General features: G+C 34.8%; 13 protein-coding genes. 4 read left to right on the top strand and 9 right to left on the bottom strand.

Features of this window, described 5'->3' with window-relative positions:
• Positions 1-43 precede the first annotated feature (43 nt).
• Positions 44-1,111 (top strand): hypothetical protein, encoded by a 1,068-nt coding sequence (locus tag ES676_RS01845; protein ID WP_148368342.1) that lies wholly within the window; start codon positions 44-46, stop codon positions 1,109-1,111.
• 39 nt (positions 1,112-1,150) lie between these two features.
• Here the strand turns inward: ES676_RS01845 and ES676_RS01840 are convergent, their stop codons facing one another.
• Positions 1,151-2,281 carry a DUF748 domain-containing protein gene (locus tag ES676_RS01840; protein WP_148368341.1) on the bottom strand — a complete coding sequence of 377 codons (1,131 nt, stop codon included), beginning with the start codon at positions 2,279-2,281 and terminating at the stop codon, positions 1,151-1,153.
• Between the two features lie 114 nt (positions 2,282-2,395).
• On the opposite strand from ES676_RS01840, the gene dnaG reads away from it, so the two are divergent.
• On the top strand, positions 2,396-4,354 hold the full coding sequence (gene dnaG / locus ES676_RS01835; protein ID WP_148368340.1) for a DNA primase: 1,959 nt from the start codon (positions 2,396-2,398) through the stop codon (positions 4,352-4,354).
• On the opposite strand, the gene ES676_RS01830 is transcribed toward dnaG, so the two are convergent.
• Entirely contained in the window at positions 4,349-4,975 is a 627-nt protein-coding gene (locus ES676_RS01830) for a LuxR C-terminal-related transcriptional regulator (RefSeq protein ID WP_148368339.1), read from the bottom strand. The two genes, dnaG and ES676_RS01830, sit on opposite strands and share 6 nt — an antisense overlap.
• 96 nt (positions 4,976-5,071) lie before the next feature.
• Positions 5,072-5,860: an NAD(+) synthase gene (gene nadE / locus ES676_RS01825; protein WP_148368338.1), complete on the bottom strand. Its 789-nt coding sequence runs from the start codon at positions 5,858-5,860 to the stop codon at positions 5,072-5,074.
• A 93-nt stretch (positions 5,861-5,953) separates the two neighbouring features.
• Between nadE and gldB the strand changes: the two genes are divergently transcribed.
• Together gldB and gldC are read left to right on the top strand one after the other, a co-directional pair.
• Positions 5,954-6,916: a gliding motility lipoprotein GldB gene (gene gldB, locus ES676_RS01820; RefSeq protein WP_148368337.1), complete on the top strand. Its 963-nt coding sequence runs from the start codon at positions 5,954-5,956 to the stop codon at positions 6,914-6,916.
• On the top strand, positions 6,916-7,254 hold the full coding sequence (gene gldC, locus ES676_RS01815) for a gliding motility protein GldC (RefSeq protein ID WP_148368336.1): 339 nt from the start codon (positions 6,916-6,918) through the stop codon (positions 7,252-7,254). The genes gldB and gldC overlap by 1 nt, the downstream gene beginning before the upstream one ends.
• 70 nt (positions 7,255-7,324) lie before the next feature.
• Here gldC and rodA read toward each other — a convergent pair whose 3' ends face one another.
• The 6 genes from rodA to purH all read right to left on the bottom strand — a co-directional run bounded on the left by rodA (position 7,325) and on the right by purH (position 14,807).
• The gene (gene rodA / locus ES676_RS01810) at positions 7,325-8,602 is read right to left on the bottom strand and encodes a rod shape-determining protein RodA (protein WP_148368335.1); all 1,278 of its coding nucleotides are present in this window, start codon (positions 8,600-8,602) and stop codon (positions 7,325-7,327) included.
• Between the two features lie 3 nt (positions 8,603-8,605).
• A complete protein-coding gene (gene mrdA / locus ES676_RS01805; RefSeq protein ID WP_148368334.1) occupies positions 8,606-10,534 on the bottom strand; it encodes a penicillin-binding protein 2 in 1,929 nt (642 codons plus the stop codon).
• Entirely contained in the window at positions 10,531-11,040 is a 510-nt protein-coding gene (locus ES676_RS01800) for a rod shape-determining protein MreD (protein ID WP_148368333.1), read from the bottom strand. The genes mrdA and ES676_RS01800 overlap by 4 nt, the downstream gene beginning before the upstream one ends.
• Entirely contained in the window at positions 11,033-11,854 is an 822-nt protein-coding gene (mreC, locus tag ES676_RS01795) for a rod shape-determining protein MreC (protein ID WP_148368332.1), read from the bottom strand. Before mreC ends, ES676_RS01800 begins: the two co-directional genes overlap by 8 nt.
• 14 nt (positions 11,855-11,868) lie before the next feature.
• Positions 11,869-12,897 carry a rod shape-determining protein gene (locus ES676_RS01790; protein WP_148368331.1) on the bottom strand — a complete coding sequence of 343 codons (1,029 nt, stop codon included), beginning with the start codon at positions 12,895-12,897 and terminating at the stop codon, positions 11,869-11,871.
• 377 nt (positions 12,898-13,274) lie between these two features.
• Positions 13,275-14,807, bottom strand: a complete 1,533-nt coding sequence (gene purH / locus ES676_RS01785; RefSeq protein ID WP_148368330.1) for a bifunctional phosphoribosylaminoimidazolecarboxamide formyltransferase/IMP cyclohydrolase — start codon at positions 14,805-14,807, stop codon at positions 13,275-13,277.
• Positions 14,808-14,902 lie beyond the last annotated feature (95 nt).

The raw sequence follows: 14,902 nt of genomic DNA, 5'->3' as shown, positions 1-14,902 counted from the left end.
AATCAATCAATCAATCAATCAATCAATCAAAAAACGAACACTTATGCACACTATTATTAAACACGTAACGGTCCTGATTTTATTATGTTGTGGACTTCAATTGTACGCACAAGACACCATTAAAAATCCTGAAAAAGATAAAGCAATACATAGCTTAGAGTCTTTAAAAGAAAGCATTCGTGCCGAGGAACGCGACGCTTTAAGAATAGAAGTCAAAACGGTAAATGAGCGTGTTTTACATAAAGAAATCTCATATAAAGAGGCGGAACACCTTAAAGAAGCCGCCGCCATTAAACGCGCTTTAAATATTGAAAACCGCATCCGTATTACCGAAAACAGAATGGAATATTTCGAGCGAAATAAAACCGATACTATTTCTTTTGAAGATTCCAAAAATATGTTTTCGGTAACCATAGGAGCAGGAGAAAAAGGGCTAAAAATTAAAGGCAAATCGAAACCAATTAAATATGATATTCGCACAGGAAATCAGTTTTTGTTCGCTATTGGTTTAAATAATGCCATTATAGAAGGACAAGACTTTAGCGATTCGCCATACAAAGTAGGGGGCTCGGGCTTTGTAGAATTGGGTTGGTTATGGAACACCCGACTATTTAAACACACCAACTTTGCGAGAATTAAATACGGCTTGTCTTTACAATGGAATAAATACGAGATTAAAGACAATAACTATTTTGAAGATAATGACAAGGTAACAACGTTAGAAGATTTTAGTTATAACCTTAAGAAAGCGAAATTTAGAACCACGAGTTTGGTAATTCCTGTTCATTTTGAATTTGGACCTTCACAGAAAATAGAAAAGAAAGATCGTATTCGTTACATAAATAATGACACCTTTAAAATTGGACTTGGCGGTTTTGCAGGTGCAAATATAGGAACGATTCAGAAATTAAAATATGAAGAAAATGGCGATGCTATTAAGCACAAAACGAAACGCGATTTTAATACAAATACTTTTATTTATGGGCTAAGTGGTTATATTGGTTACGACGATTTTAGCGTGTATATAAAATACAACCTATCAGAAACCTTTAAAAATCAAGAGGTGAAACAAAATAACATTTCTCTCGGTTTACGCTTAGATTTGGATTGAATTTGAATAGTTGCCAATAGAAAAGACGTCATTTAAATGCTATGACGTCTTTTTTGTTTGTCTTTCAGCTTTTTTATCGGTCTTTTCTTTAGCGTCTTTAAAGGCATCCTTAAATTCTATATCATCATCGACGACACCTTTAAAAGCCTTAATCCAGGCGTTACCAAAAATGTTTCCAATGGTTTTCCAAACGCCAACATCTACGGTATTTAAATCCCCCTCAATTGGTATTTTTGTAGCTAAAGTATCTGTACTCTGGTTTTTTAGTACAAACTTGAAAAAACCAACAAATCCTTCCCAAAGCACACCCAGGAAACCATCTTCTTTACTTATTAATTTAGAATTGGTTAATAGAGGTTTCATATAGCCTTTTAAATAACCATCGGCAATTGCCACTTCACTATAGAGTCCAAAAGTTCCACTTTTAAAATCGATACCGGCGTAATGTCTAGTCAAATCGTTCAAGGCTGTAACATTGGCGTCTTCTAAGGCGAAAGAAATATCGATATCTGGGATTTCTTTAAGGAGGTTAGCACTGCCGTTTAGCGAGACTTTGCCTTCGCCAATAGAGACTGCTGTGGCGCTAATAAGCGACGGCAAGACCCTGCCTTTTTCTTTCACGTTTCTTAAATTGTCGGCAATGAGTTCTAAAGTATTAAATTGTAAATCTATATTTGGATTCGCTTGCAATTGTACAAATGCAATTTTACCATCGTGAATTTCGAAATGGTTAATATTTATAGGTACTAAATCGGTTAATGCCTTGGTCCAATCGTCGACATTTGGTTCTTCACCTTCGGTTTCCTGATCTTCTAACACATATATAATTTCGGGGCTAGTCATTATAATCTCAGAGACCACTTTGCCATCAAAAAGAGAATGCCATTCAATTGATATATCATTTTTAGGAAATTTTAAAAAAGGAACCTGTGTTTTCGCCGTCACTTTATTCAAGTATAACCCATTAATAACATAGGCACCGCGAAGTAATGAAATATCTATATCTTCGACTTGACCGTAATAACCAGGGAGGTCTGCTAACACCTCATTCACATAATTTTTAACCAATGTGGGCAGGTATATTCTGAAAGCAATGATGGCAACTACAAGTAGCGCAGGAATTATATATCGCTTTTTTTTGAATCGTTTTCTTTTCTTTTTAGTTGTCATTTATCGTGGTTTTATGGTATTAAAGTTAAAGAAAGTTAGTAAGTAATGCGGACTATTTAAATGCGATTTAACAAAATTAAATACTTAAATTTGTAATTCTAAAACCTCTTTTTATTGATATCTAAAGCCTCCATAGAACAAGTTTACGAAACAGCCAGACTTGAAGAAGTTATTGGTGATTTTGTGCAATTAAAAAAATCTGGAAGTAACTTTAAAGGCTTGAGCCCTTTTAGTGACGAGCGTTCACCAAGTTTTATGGTGTCGCCAGTAAAGCAAATATGGAAAGATTTTTCTAGTGGAAAAGGAGGAAATGTAGTGGCTTTTTTAATGGAGCACGAGCATTTTACGTATCCGGAGGCCATTAAATACTTAGCTAAAAAGTATAGTATTGATATTGAAGAAACCGAGCAGTCTGACGATCAAAAAAAAGCGGAAGATAAACGCGAAAGTTTATATTTGGTAAGTGAATATGCGAGTAACTATTTTCAAACGACGTTGCATAAAACCGATCAAGGTAAAGCAATTGGTTTAAGTTATTTTAAGGAGCGTGGATTTACAGACGAAACCATAAAAAAGTTTGATTTAGGATATTCTATTGATGAATGGCAAGCCTTTACAGACAACGCCTTAAAAAAAGGATATAAATTAGAGTTTCTAGAACAATCGGGTTTAACTATTGTTAAAGGAGAGAAACGGTTTGATCGCTTTAAAGGGCGCGTAATGTTCCCTATACAAAGTATGAGTGGTCGTGTTTTGGGTTTTGGGGGTCGTATTTTAGGAAATGATAAAAATGCTGCAAAATATTTAAACTCTCCGGAAAGTGAATTATACTACAAAAGCAAAGTGCTTTACGGTATTTACCACGCGAAGCAAAGTATAGCGAAAGAAGATAATTGCTATTTAGTAGAAGGATATACCGATGTCATTCAGTTTCATCAAACAGGAATCCATAATGTCGTGTCCTCTTCTGGAACGGCGCTATCCAGCGACCAAATACGATTAATAAGCCGACTAACAAAAAATATAACCGTCCTTTTTGATGGTGATGCCGCCGGAATGCGGGCGTCGTTGCGTGGTATAGATTTAATTCTGGAACAAGGAATGAACGTAAGAGTCTGTACATTTCCGGTAGGAGAAGATCCAGATAGTTTTGCCAGACAAAATACGTTAGGCGAATTAAAAACGTATTTAGACGAGAATGCTAAAGATTTTATTCAGTTTAAAGCTTCGGTTTTATATGAAGACTCTAAGAACGATCCTATAAAAAAAGCGGAGACCATTAGAGATATAATGAATAGTATCTCTAAAATTCCTGATCGTATCAAGAAAGAAATTTACATTCAGGAGTGCGCGCGTATAATGGATATTAGAGAACAGGTTTTGTTTAGTTCATTAGCACAACTAAATAACAAAAATGCAAAAGAGGCCGCACCAGACTACAATAAGGATCCTAGGGCTTTTGATGTTATAAAAAATGAAGAGCCGCCTCAAAAAGTAGATATTCAATATGTTTTAGAGCGTAAAATTATCGAGTTGCTCTTATTATACGGTAATAGAACGGAAGATTTTGAGGATCTTATTTTAAAAGAAAATGAGAAAGGGGATCTGGAATTAGAACCGGTAAAACATCAAGTTAAAGTATTCGAAAAGATCTTTTTAGATTTGCAAGAGGATGAAATGGAATTTTCTAACGACCGATTTAAAAGCTTATATATTAAAATTATCGAAATTTTAAATCAAAATCCTAATTTTGAAGTCGATACCTTTATCAATGCTGTCGATCATGATATGGCACAAGATGTTACGTCAATATTAATGGAAGAAGAGCGCCACTCGCTATCGGACTGGGAACGTAAAGATATTTTTCCTAAAAGTAAGTCAGATACTGTGGCACAACTAGTAAGCGAAACTATTTTAAGTCTGCGCTGCCATTTAATAGACCGTAAAGTACAAGGGTTCCAAACCCAAACACTTCAAAATAAAAACGAAGTAAATAGAAATGTTTTGGAAGAGGTAAAGGATTACTACGGATTAAAAATATTGTTATCTCGTAAGCTTAATCGCGTGTTATAAGCCTATGTTTTTTGCTTGGGTGACTAAGTCTATTAAATTAGTAACATTTAATTTTTTCATTAAGCGGGCGCGGTAAGTGCTTACCGTTTTTTCGTTAATAGACAATTCTTCGGCGATGTCTTTATTTCTTTTTCCAATTGATAATAACTTTAATACTTCGACTTCTCTCGTCGATAATTTTTTATAAAAAGCATTGTTGTTCTTAGATTTGGATACTTGCGATAAACGCTTAGCAATGGACTCACTTAAATAAAGTCCTCCATTTTTAACCTTAATGATGGCTTCTTTAAGAGATAATACATCTAGCGTTTTTGGTATAAAACCATCGGCGCCCGCTTTTATCGAACTTAACGCGTACACACTCTCTGGGAGCGCACTAAAAATAATAACTTTAATTTCTGGGAATTCCTTACTTAACCGTCGCAGCGCGGTAAGTGCATTTAATTTTGGTAGATCGATTTCGGTTAAAATAACATCTACTTTTGTTTTTTTTATAAAATCGAATATAGCTTCTCCATCTCCAACCGATCCCATAAGTTTTATCTCTCGGGAAGGAGCGAATATCAATTCCAATCCTTTTCTAAGAACAGGGTGTTGATCAACGACCAATAGCTTGACCATAATATGCGTTTTTTAGGTATGATATTTAATAATAATCATACAGTACTTTGATTAATAGCATAGTAAAGATACTTTTTTTTTGAATAATAACCAGTATTACTTATAATTATTAGGAATATGGCAAATGGGTATTGCGTTTATTTTATGTTTATTAGCCGTGTTTAATCGTTTATAAATAGAAAAAATGTCTTGTTGTCTTCCCGAAAAATCAGAAGCTAATTTACCCTTTTCGTCCTGAGTCATTGCCCATTCCAATTCTGGGTAAGAAGCGCCTATTTGGTCCTCATCACTGCGCTCATCTCCAAATAAACCATCGCTGGGCGCGGCTTTTAAAATGGATGTTGGTACTTTTAAAAAGTCTCCAATGGCGTACACCTCGCTTTTCATTAAATCGGCAATCGGACTTAAATCCACGCCGCCATCACCATATTTTGTGTAGAAACCTACGCCAAAATCTTCAATTTTATTTCCAGTTCCGGCGACGAGCAAGCCCAATAATCCCGCGTGGTAGTACAAGGTGGTCATTCGCAAACGAGCTCTTGTGTTTGCCAATGCCATATCTACAGTGGCTTGGTTTCCTTTAAGAGATACTTCGGTTTTAAATTCTTCAAAAACTGGGGTTAAATCGGTTCGTGTATCACTTACCTTAGGGTAGTTTTCTTTTAGAAAAGAAATGTGTTCTTGAGCGCGAGACACGTGACTTTCGGCTTGGTGAATAGGCATTTCAATACATAAAACATCTAATCCTGTTTTTGCACAAAGTATAGAAGTTACAGCCGAATCTATTCCGCCAGAAATTCCGACAACAAAACCGTTAACTTTTGCGTTATTAGCATATTCTTTTAACCAATTTACGATATAATCGACTACTTTTTCTGTTTGCATTATTAGAGAATTTATGACAAAGAATAGTACCTTTGCAACACAAAAGTAAACGAAACACTTAATTAATAAAAATTAACAGCGTCTAACTTTACGATGAAAATATATCCATACATTCTCTGTGTTTTTTTTCTGATTTTATCGTGTAATAATGATACTAAAGAAGCACAAGAAATAGATAAGATTACAATTGATTTAAAGATCGATCGTTTTGATGTGGCTTTTAATGAAGCTTCTAAAAATAATTTACCAGAACTAAAAGCAAAATATCCTTTTATGTTTCCCGAAACTTTCGACGATTCTTTTTGGCAAGAACAATTAAAGGATACTATTCAGCAAGAATTAAGTACAGAAACGGTAAAGGCTTTTAGAGATTTAAAGGCTGAAGAAGAAGAGATTAAGAATTTATTTAAGCATCTTACCTATTATTTTACAGAGTTTAAAACGCCTCGTGTAATTACTACCACTTCTAATGTAGATTATAGAAATAATGTGATTGTAACCGATACGATTACACTTATTTCTTTAGACACGTATTTAGGAAGCGAACACTATTTTTATGTAGGGATTCAAGAGTATTTAAGAGCCGATTTTAGCCGCGAACAAATTGTGGTGGATATGGCCGGTAAATATGCCGAAAAATTTATTTTTCACGACGAGAGAAAACGACTTATCGATGATATGATTTATTCTGGAAAATCACTCTATTTTAAAGATCGCGTGATACCTTTTAGAACCGATGCCCAAAAAATAGGCTATACGACAGAACAATTAGAGTGGGCAAAAGCAAATGAAGCTTACATTTGGCGCTATTTTGTAGATCGCGAATTGCTGTTTAGTACCGATACGAAATTGGCTAATCGCTTTATTAATTCGGCCCCATTCTCTAAATTTTATTTAGAAGAAATAGACAATGAATCGCCCGATAAATTGGGGCAATATATAGGCTGGCAAATCGTGAAGTCTTATATGGAAAACAACGAGGTTACTTTTAATCAACTATTAAATAAAAGTAGCGAAGATATTTTTAATAACGCAAAATTTAAACCGAGTAGATAATGACAAATATAAAATCTGAAATTACGTTAAACGTTGAATTAGATGAGAATCGTGTTCCAGAAAAATTACACTGGACAGCGAAAGATGGCGGAATTAATAACGAAGAAGCAAAAGCATTAATGTTATCTGTATGGGATAGTGAAGCTCAAGAGTCTTTACGTATCGATTTATGGACGAAAGATATGCCTGTAGATGAGATGAAAGTGTTTTTTCATCAAACATTGGTGGCGATGAGCGATACGTTTCAACGCGCTACTAAAGACGACAAAATGACAGCAACAATGAAAGATTTCTGTGATTACTTTGCTGAAAAATTAGAGATTAATAAGAAAGAGTAATTAGTACTTTTCAGCGTAAAAATAAATGAACCTTGAGTCTTAACACTTGAGGTTTTTTTAGGCTTTTATTTTACCACTCGTTTATTCTATTGGAGTCTAATTTAACGAAAATAAAGAGTAAAATGGTAAAACCCCAAAGTCCAGAACCTCCATAACTAAATAAGGGTAGAGGAATACCAATGGTGGGTATTAAGCCCATAACCATTCCAATATTAATCATAAAGTGAATAAAGAATATAGACGCGACAGAATAGCCGTAAACGCGACTAAATTGTGATTTCTGTAGCTCAGAGAGGTGTAAAATGCGTATAATTAATAAAACAAAGACGAGCACGACCCCAAAGGTGCCAATAAAACCCCATTCTTCACCAACGGTACTAAAAATATAATCGGTGTGCTGTTCGGGGACAAACTTACCCGTAGTTCGTGTACCTTCTAAAAAACCTTTTCCATAAAAACCACCAGAGCTAATTGCTTTTTCAGATTCGTTGAGGTTATAGGCCACTGTTTGACGCATTTTTAATAACTCGGCAGGATCTTTTTCTAAACGCAGCCAAATACTAATTCTATCTTTTTGATGAAAGGGTATAATATTATTATAAGCATAACGTACAACAAATGAAAACAAGATCGATACGACAACTATAAATATAGGCTGTAGTATCGCTGGTTTTTTACGTCGCGTAAAGTAGTATACTAAAACAGAAATGATAGCTATTATTGTCGTAATTAAAATACCGAATTTCAGGGTTAACATACCAATAATAATTACAAGCATCGCAATAATTAAATACACTTTAGGTAAACCCTCGCGATACAAAACAAAGAAAAATGAGGCGTATACTAACGTACTGCCGGTATCATTTTGAAGCAAAATTAAAATCGCTGGTATCGCAATAATGGCAAATACTCTAATTTGATCTTTAAAATGTTTAATGTCTGTATGTAAATCACTGATATACTTGGCGACTGCCAAACCAGTGGCTGCTTTGGCAAACTCACCTGGTTGAAAGGTCATAATCCCTAAACTGTACCACGATGTCGAACCATTGATGGTTTTTCCGAAGATTAAAACACCCACTAGCGACAGTAAGGCGATGATATAAATGACACTCGAAAAGCGTTCATAAAATTTAGCATCTATAGACAGAGTTACAATAATTAAAACTACGGATAGCAGTATAAAAACAAGTTGCTTACTATAAGGATCTTGAAAATTGAAATACTCTAAAGTGGTGCCAGTATGTGACGCCGATAAAATATTTAGCCACCCAAAACCCACTAATAAGAAAAACAGAATTATTGTAATCCAATCAAATTTAAAATGTCTGTCGGTTTCTCTTAACATGGATTATAACTTCTCGTTGTTGTCTTCGTAAATTGTAAGTGCTTCTTTATCTACTGGAACCACTTGAAGCTGTGTTTGTCTATTGATACCAAAAGCTTCGCCAGATTGCGGTTTTGCATACTCGTTTTCTAAACTATGAGTTAATAACCACTGTTCTAAATCGGTTCTTGAAATGGTGCCTTTTATAAATTTTTCTATCATTAAACTGGCAATTTTACCTGCAAAACGACTTCCCCAGTATCCGTTTTCTACAAAAACAGCAATGGCAATTTTCGGGTCGTCTTTGGGCGCAAAAGCCACAAAAATAGAGTGGTCTGTAAGTTGTGTACGTACACCATCAATAGTCGTAAAATTTTCTACAGTACCTGTTTTTCCACAAATATCTATGCCATCAACCTTTAAATAACTCGCTGTACCCTTCTTATACACTTGATACATCCCTTCAACTATAGGGTCGAAGTGTTTTTTATCGATTGTAGTGTAGTTTGGTGTGCTGTATTTATCAGGAATAGTATCTTTAGTTATCGATTTTATAATATGAGGTGTAAAATAATGACCCCTATTGGCAATTGCAGCCACTACATTAGCTAACTGTATAGGGGTTGTTGCCACTTCTCCTTGACCAATAGCGTTGGAAATGGTATAGGTGGAATAAAACGTGTTGGGGTAGATCTTGCTGTAGTATTCTCTATCGGGTATACGTCCAGGTTGGCCAACACTTAAATCGTTATTTAAATAACTGCCCAGTCCAAAACTTTTAAGATGCGTACTCCAACGATCGATACCTGTTGATGCATTTCCGTTTTTATCTAAAATACGGCGGTAGGTAGACGCAAAATAGGCATTGCATGAGTTTTCAATAGCACTCACCATATCGTGGCGTGTTCCAGAAACACAGTGACATTTCATAAAACGATTACCGTATTTATAACCGCGATAGCATGTTATTTTTTCTGAAGGATCAATGACCGCTTCCTGCAATGCAATTATTCCTGTTAACAATTTAAAAGGAGAGCCAGGCTCGTAAACCCCTTGTAAACTTCGATTGAATAATGGTTTTGCAATCGTGTCGTAATATAATTTAGTAAAATTTTTAGAGCGCTTACGGCCTACTAAAGCATTGGGGTCGTAAGTGGGGGCAGAGATCATTGCCAAAATCTCACCAGTTTGGGGCTCGAGAGCAATAATACCACCGCGTTTATTTTGCATTAAGAGTTCGCCGTAGGCTTGTAACTTGGCATCGATAGTTATTTTTATATCTTTTCCCGGTTCGGGTATCGTGTCGTACGTTCCATTTTTATAGGGGCCAATATTTCTATTGAAACGGTCTTTCTGAATAAATTGAATTCCTTTTTTTCCTCTTAACACAGTTTCATAAGAAGATTCTACACCTTGCTTCCCAATTAAATCACCCATTTTATAATAAGGGTCATCGTCTATTATAGCATAGTTTACCTCGCCAATATCGCCTAAAACATTGGCTCCAATAGTAGTTTCGTATTGTCGTAGCGATCGTCTCTGAATATAAAACCCTTCATACTTACGCATTTTTTCTTGTAAAATGGCGTAGTCCTCTTTAGATAATTGTGATACAAAAACAGAGGGTAGACGGAACGAATAGTTTTTAGCTTTATCTAGTCGTTTTTTAAACTGCTCATTGTCTATTTTAAGTAATTGGCAAAACTCTAAAGTGTCTAAAGGTTTTACTTCGCGAGGAATGACCATTACATCATAAGAGGGTTGGTTGGCCACTAGTAATTTGCCATTTCTATCGTATACAAAACCACGTTTCGGGTAGTTGTAGACTTTTCTAATGGCGTTATCGTCAAACAGACTATAGCCGTCTGAAGAGTACACTTGAAGGTAAAATAATCTGGCAGTAAAAAGCAAACCAACAATGACTACGGATATAAAAAGTAAAAATTGTCTCATTTCTTTTTCTTTCTACTAAAAATTACAGTTATTAAAACACAGAGGAGTATAGTGAATATACTCGAGTATAACGTATTTTCTAATATTAAAATTATCTTGGAAAAGTTAAATATTTCCAAAGAAAAGAATATAAAATGATGAATTATGGTAAGAATAGAAATATAGGTAATTCTTTGACTTAACTCTGTGGTGCTAAATTTTATAGACTGATGGTCGTAAAGCGTCCCAAAGCTAAACTTTAAAGCTACTGGTCTAATGTATGCAATAGCTACAGAAGCTCCAGCATTAATGCCGCCAGTGTCTAAGAACATATCGATACTTAAACCTAAAAGAAAACTTAAAAAGAGAAACGTCATTCGGTTGTTTTTCACGGGGAATAACAAAATGAATAAGATATAGAGATGCGGATTAATATATCCTAAGAAATTAATATTGCTTAATACTAAAACTTGTAAGAATAGCAAAACAACAAAACGGACGGTGTTTACAGATAGTATACTAGTCATTTCTGTTGTTTAAAAGGGTTTTTAGGATGTTTTTATTTGTGTTTTGTATAATATAAACGTGTTCTAAATTTGTCATATCATTAAATAACTCCACGGTTATTTCATAATAATTTTCGGCAGCATCTAGATTAAATTTTGCTATTGTTCCCACCGGAACGCCTTTTGGGAAAATCACCGAACGCCCAGAAGTTATTATGGTATCTCCAACAACAACCGGCGCAATTTGCGGTATTTCTGTTAGCTGAATATATTTTGGTGACTTGGCATTCCAAGAAATGGTTCCGAAATGATTGGTCTTTTTTAGCTGTGCACTAATGCGCGTCGTTGTATTTAATACAGATAAAACCGTAGCGTTATGTGCACTAGTTTTTTCTACAATACCTAAGATACCTTTAGAGGTGATTACTCCTAAATCTTGCTCTAAGCTATCCGCTTCCCCTTTATTAATTAAAACAACGTTATTGGTTTTAGAGTAGCTATTTCTAATCACTTGTCCAGAAATAAATCGGTAGGTTTTATTAAATCGCGTGCTATCTATAAAAACGGAGTCTCTTTGGTCTTTAGAATTATACAATAAAGATTTTAAAGTATTATTCTCTTCTTGTAGCAAAATATTTTGTTTTTTAAGCCCAAAATAGTCGCTAAAATTATTGGATAAATTATAAACGCCACCAGTTATAAAATTGGCAGAATTAACAAATTTGCTCTTGTGAAAAGAATGCGATTGAATAGTAAAACCCAAAGACACTAGAAATAGAAATAGAAACAGTAGAAACGATTTGTTTCTAAGTATAAAGTTTACTATTTGTTGCATTTAAATGTTTAGGTTTATTTTATCAATATACTTTTAAATTTAGCTAGATTTTTTAAGGTAATACCTGTACCACGAACGACAGCTCTTAACGGATCTTCGGCAATGTAAACCGGAAGATCTGTTTTTTGCGATAAACGTTTGTCTAGACCACGAAGCATACTACCACCACCGGCTAAATAAATACCAGTGTTGTAGATATCGGCAGCTAATTCTGGAGGTGTTTGCGATAAGGTTTCCATTACGGCATCTTCAATTCTAAGAATAGATTTGTCTAAAGCTTTAGCTATTTCTCGGTAAGAAATTTGAACCTGCTTTGGTTTTCCGGTTAGTAAATCACGGCCTTGAACGCTCATGTCTTCTGGCGGAAGATCTAAATCTTCAGTGGCAGCACCAATTTGTATTTTTATTTTTTCAGCCGTACGCTCTCCAACATAAAGGTTGTGTTGCGTTCTCATATAATAAATAATATCGTTTGTAAACACATCACCTGCAATTTTAACAGATTTGTCACAAACAATACCGCCTAAAGCAATAACAGCGATTTCGGTAGTTCCTCCACCAATATCAACAATCATATTTCCTTTAGGTTGCATAATATCTACGCCAATACCTATTGCAGCGGCCATAGGTTCGTGTATTAAATACACTTCCTTACCGTTAACACGTTCGGCGCTTTCTTTTACTGCACGCATTTCTACTTCTGTAATTCCAGAAGGAATACAAATTACCATACGTAAAGCCGGTGTAAATAACTTCTTTTTAAGTGCCGGAATATTTTTAATAAACATACTGATCATTTGCTCCGAAGCATCAAAATCTGCAATAACACCATCTTTTAGAGGCCTTATTGTTTTTATGTTTTCGTGTGTTTTACCTTGCATCAGATTGGCTTCTTGGCCAACTGCAATTATTTTTCCAGAAATGCGATCGCGCGCAACAATAGACGGTGCATCTACAACAACCTTATCGTTGTGTATAATTAACGTGTTTGCAGTTCCTAAATCAATAGCAATTTCTTCTGTTAGGAAATCAAAAAATCCCATGCCTTGTGTGTAATTATTGAAGTTAGTATCGGTCTCGAATTTACGAGAATGTAAAAGTAGTAAAAGTATAGAAAATAATGTACTTTATTAGTTATACTTCTTTATATAAATTTTTAATATGAAAAGGATTCTAAAAAAACGACTCGCTTTTTTGTTATTTTATTTCATTTGAAAACATAAAAAAAGCTCCAATGTATAAATTGAAGCTTTTTTGTTTCTTTAATATCTAGTAATCCCAGAAGCTTAGCCTTGGCTTAGTATTCAAAATAATTAAGTTTTGCATAGAATCAAGATTAAAAAGGCCTAGTTTCTTGCAATACCTCGGTCTTGACTTTACTGCGGCTATGACTTTAGCTCGAGAGCGTTTATTATATTTCTTAGTGTTTAAAGTGACGTGTTCCGGTAAAAACCATAGAAACGTTATTGCCGTTACAGTAATCGATACTTAATTGATCTTTAATAGAACCTCCGGGTTGAATCACCGCAGTTACACCTGCATTTTTAGCAATTTCAACACAATCTGGAAATGGAAAAAAAGCATCGCTGGCCATTACACTTCCGTTTAAATCAAATTTAAAAGATTGCGCTTTATGAATGGCTTGGTTTAAGGCGTCAACACGGCTTGTTTGTCCCGTTCCGCTAGCACACAATTGTTTGCCTTTTACTAAAACGATAGTGTTAGACTTTGTGTGTTTGCAAATTTTAGAGGCAAAGATTAAATCGTCTAACTCAGTATCAGTTGGTGCTTTTTCTGTAGCTTTTTTAGTATCTTCTTTTGTATCGGTAATAGTATTTCTGTCTTGAACAAGCACACCGTTTAAACACGTTCTTAGGGTTGTTTGTGCTAATTTAGCGTCTTTTAAAACTAATAAAATTCTATTCTTTTTTCCTTTTAATAACGCTTCAGCGTCAGTAGAGAAAGACGGTGCAATAACCACTTCGCAGAATAGTTTATGAATTTCTTTAGCGGTTGCTGCGTCTATTTCGGTATTAGAAATTAACACACCACCAAATGCAGAAACAGGGTCTCCAGCTAAGGCATCGTTATATGCTTCTAAAAGGGTGTTACGTTGCGCTAAACCACACGCATTATTATGTTTTAAAATGGCAAATGTTGGCGCGTCGTTTTTAAACTCGTCCATTAAATTTACAGCAGCATCAACATCCAAAAGGTTATTGTAACTTAATTCTTTACCGTGAAGTTGTGAAAACATAGCGTCGAAATCTCCATAGAAAAATCCGCGTTGGTGTGGGTTTTCTCCATAACGCAATACTTTTCCTTCTGTTTCAGATACTTTTAATGCAGGGATGTTTTCCTCGGTATTAAAATAATTGAAGATTGCAGAATCGTAATGAGACGAGATGTTGAATGCTTTAGCAGCAAAACGTTTTCGGTCTGCTTCCGCTAAGTTTCCTTTTTTATCGGTAATTAATTCTAAAAACTCAGCATAATCATTTACTGAAGAGACGCAAATTACATCAGCATAGTTTTTAGCAGCCGCACGAATTAAAGAAATCCCTCCAATATCGATTTTTTCGATACTATCTTGAGTACTTGCACCCGAAGCTACTGTTTTTTCAAATGGATATAAATCTACAATAACAACATCTATTTGTGGAATCTCGTACTCTGTCATTTCTTTAACATCACCGTCGTGGTTTTGGCGGTTTAAAATACCTCCAAATACTTTAGGGTGCAATGTTTTTACACGACCACCAAGTATGGACGGGTACGAGGTAACGTCTTCTACAGGAATGACTTTTATGCCTAAATCGGTGATGAATTTTTCGGTTCCACCAGTAGAATAAATAGTGACACCTTGTGCATTTAATTCTTTAACAATTGGTTCTAAACCCTCTTTGCTAAATACAGAAATTAATGCAGATTTAATTGTTTTGTTATTGCTCATTATAGTTGTGTTAATAAGCGGTCAAATGTAATGAATTCGCGCTTTAATTGAAATAAAAATAAAAAGTGTTTTTGAACTAAATACTGTAGTTATTA

Source organism: Bizionia saleffrena (assembly GCF_008086175.1).
Classification (GTDB): Bacteria; Bacteroidota; Bacteroidia; order Flavobacteriales; family Flavobacteriaceae; genus Bizionia; species Bizionia saleffrena.
This window is presented reverse-complemented; position numbering and strand designations above follow the sequence as displayed.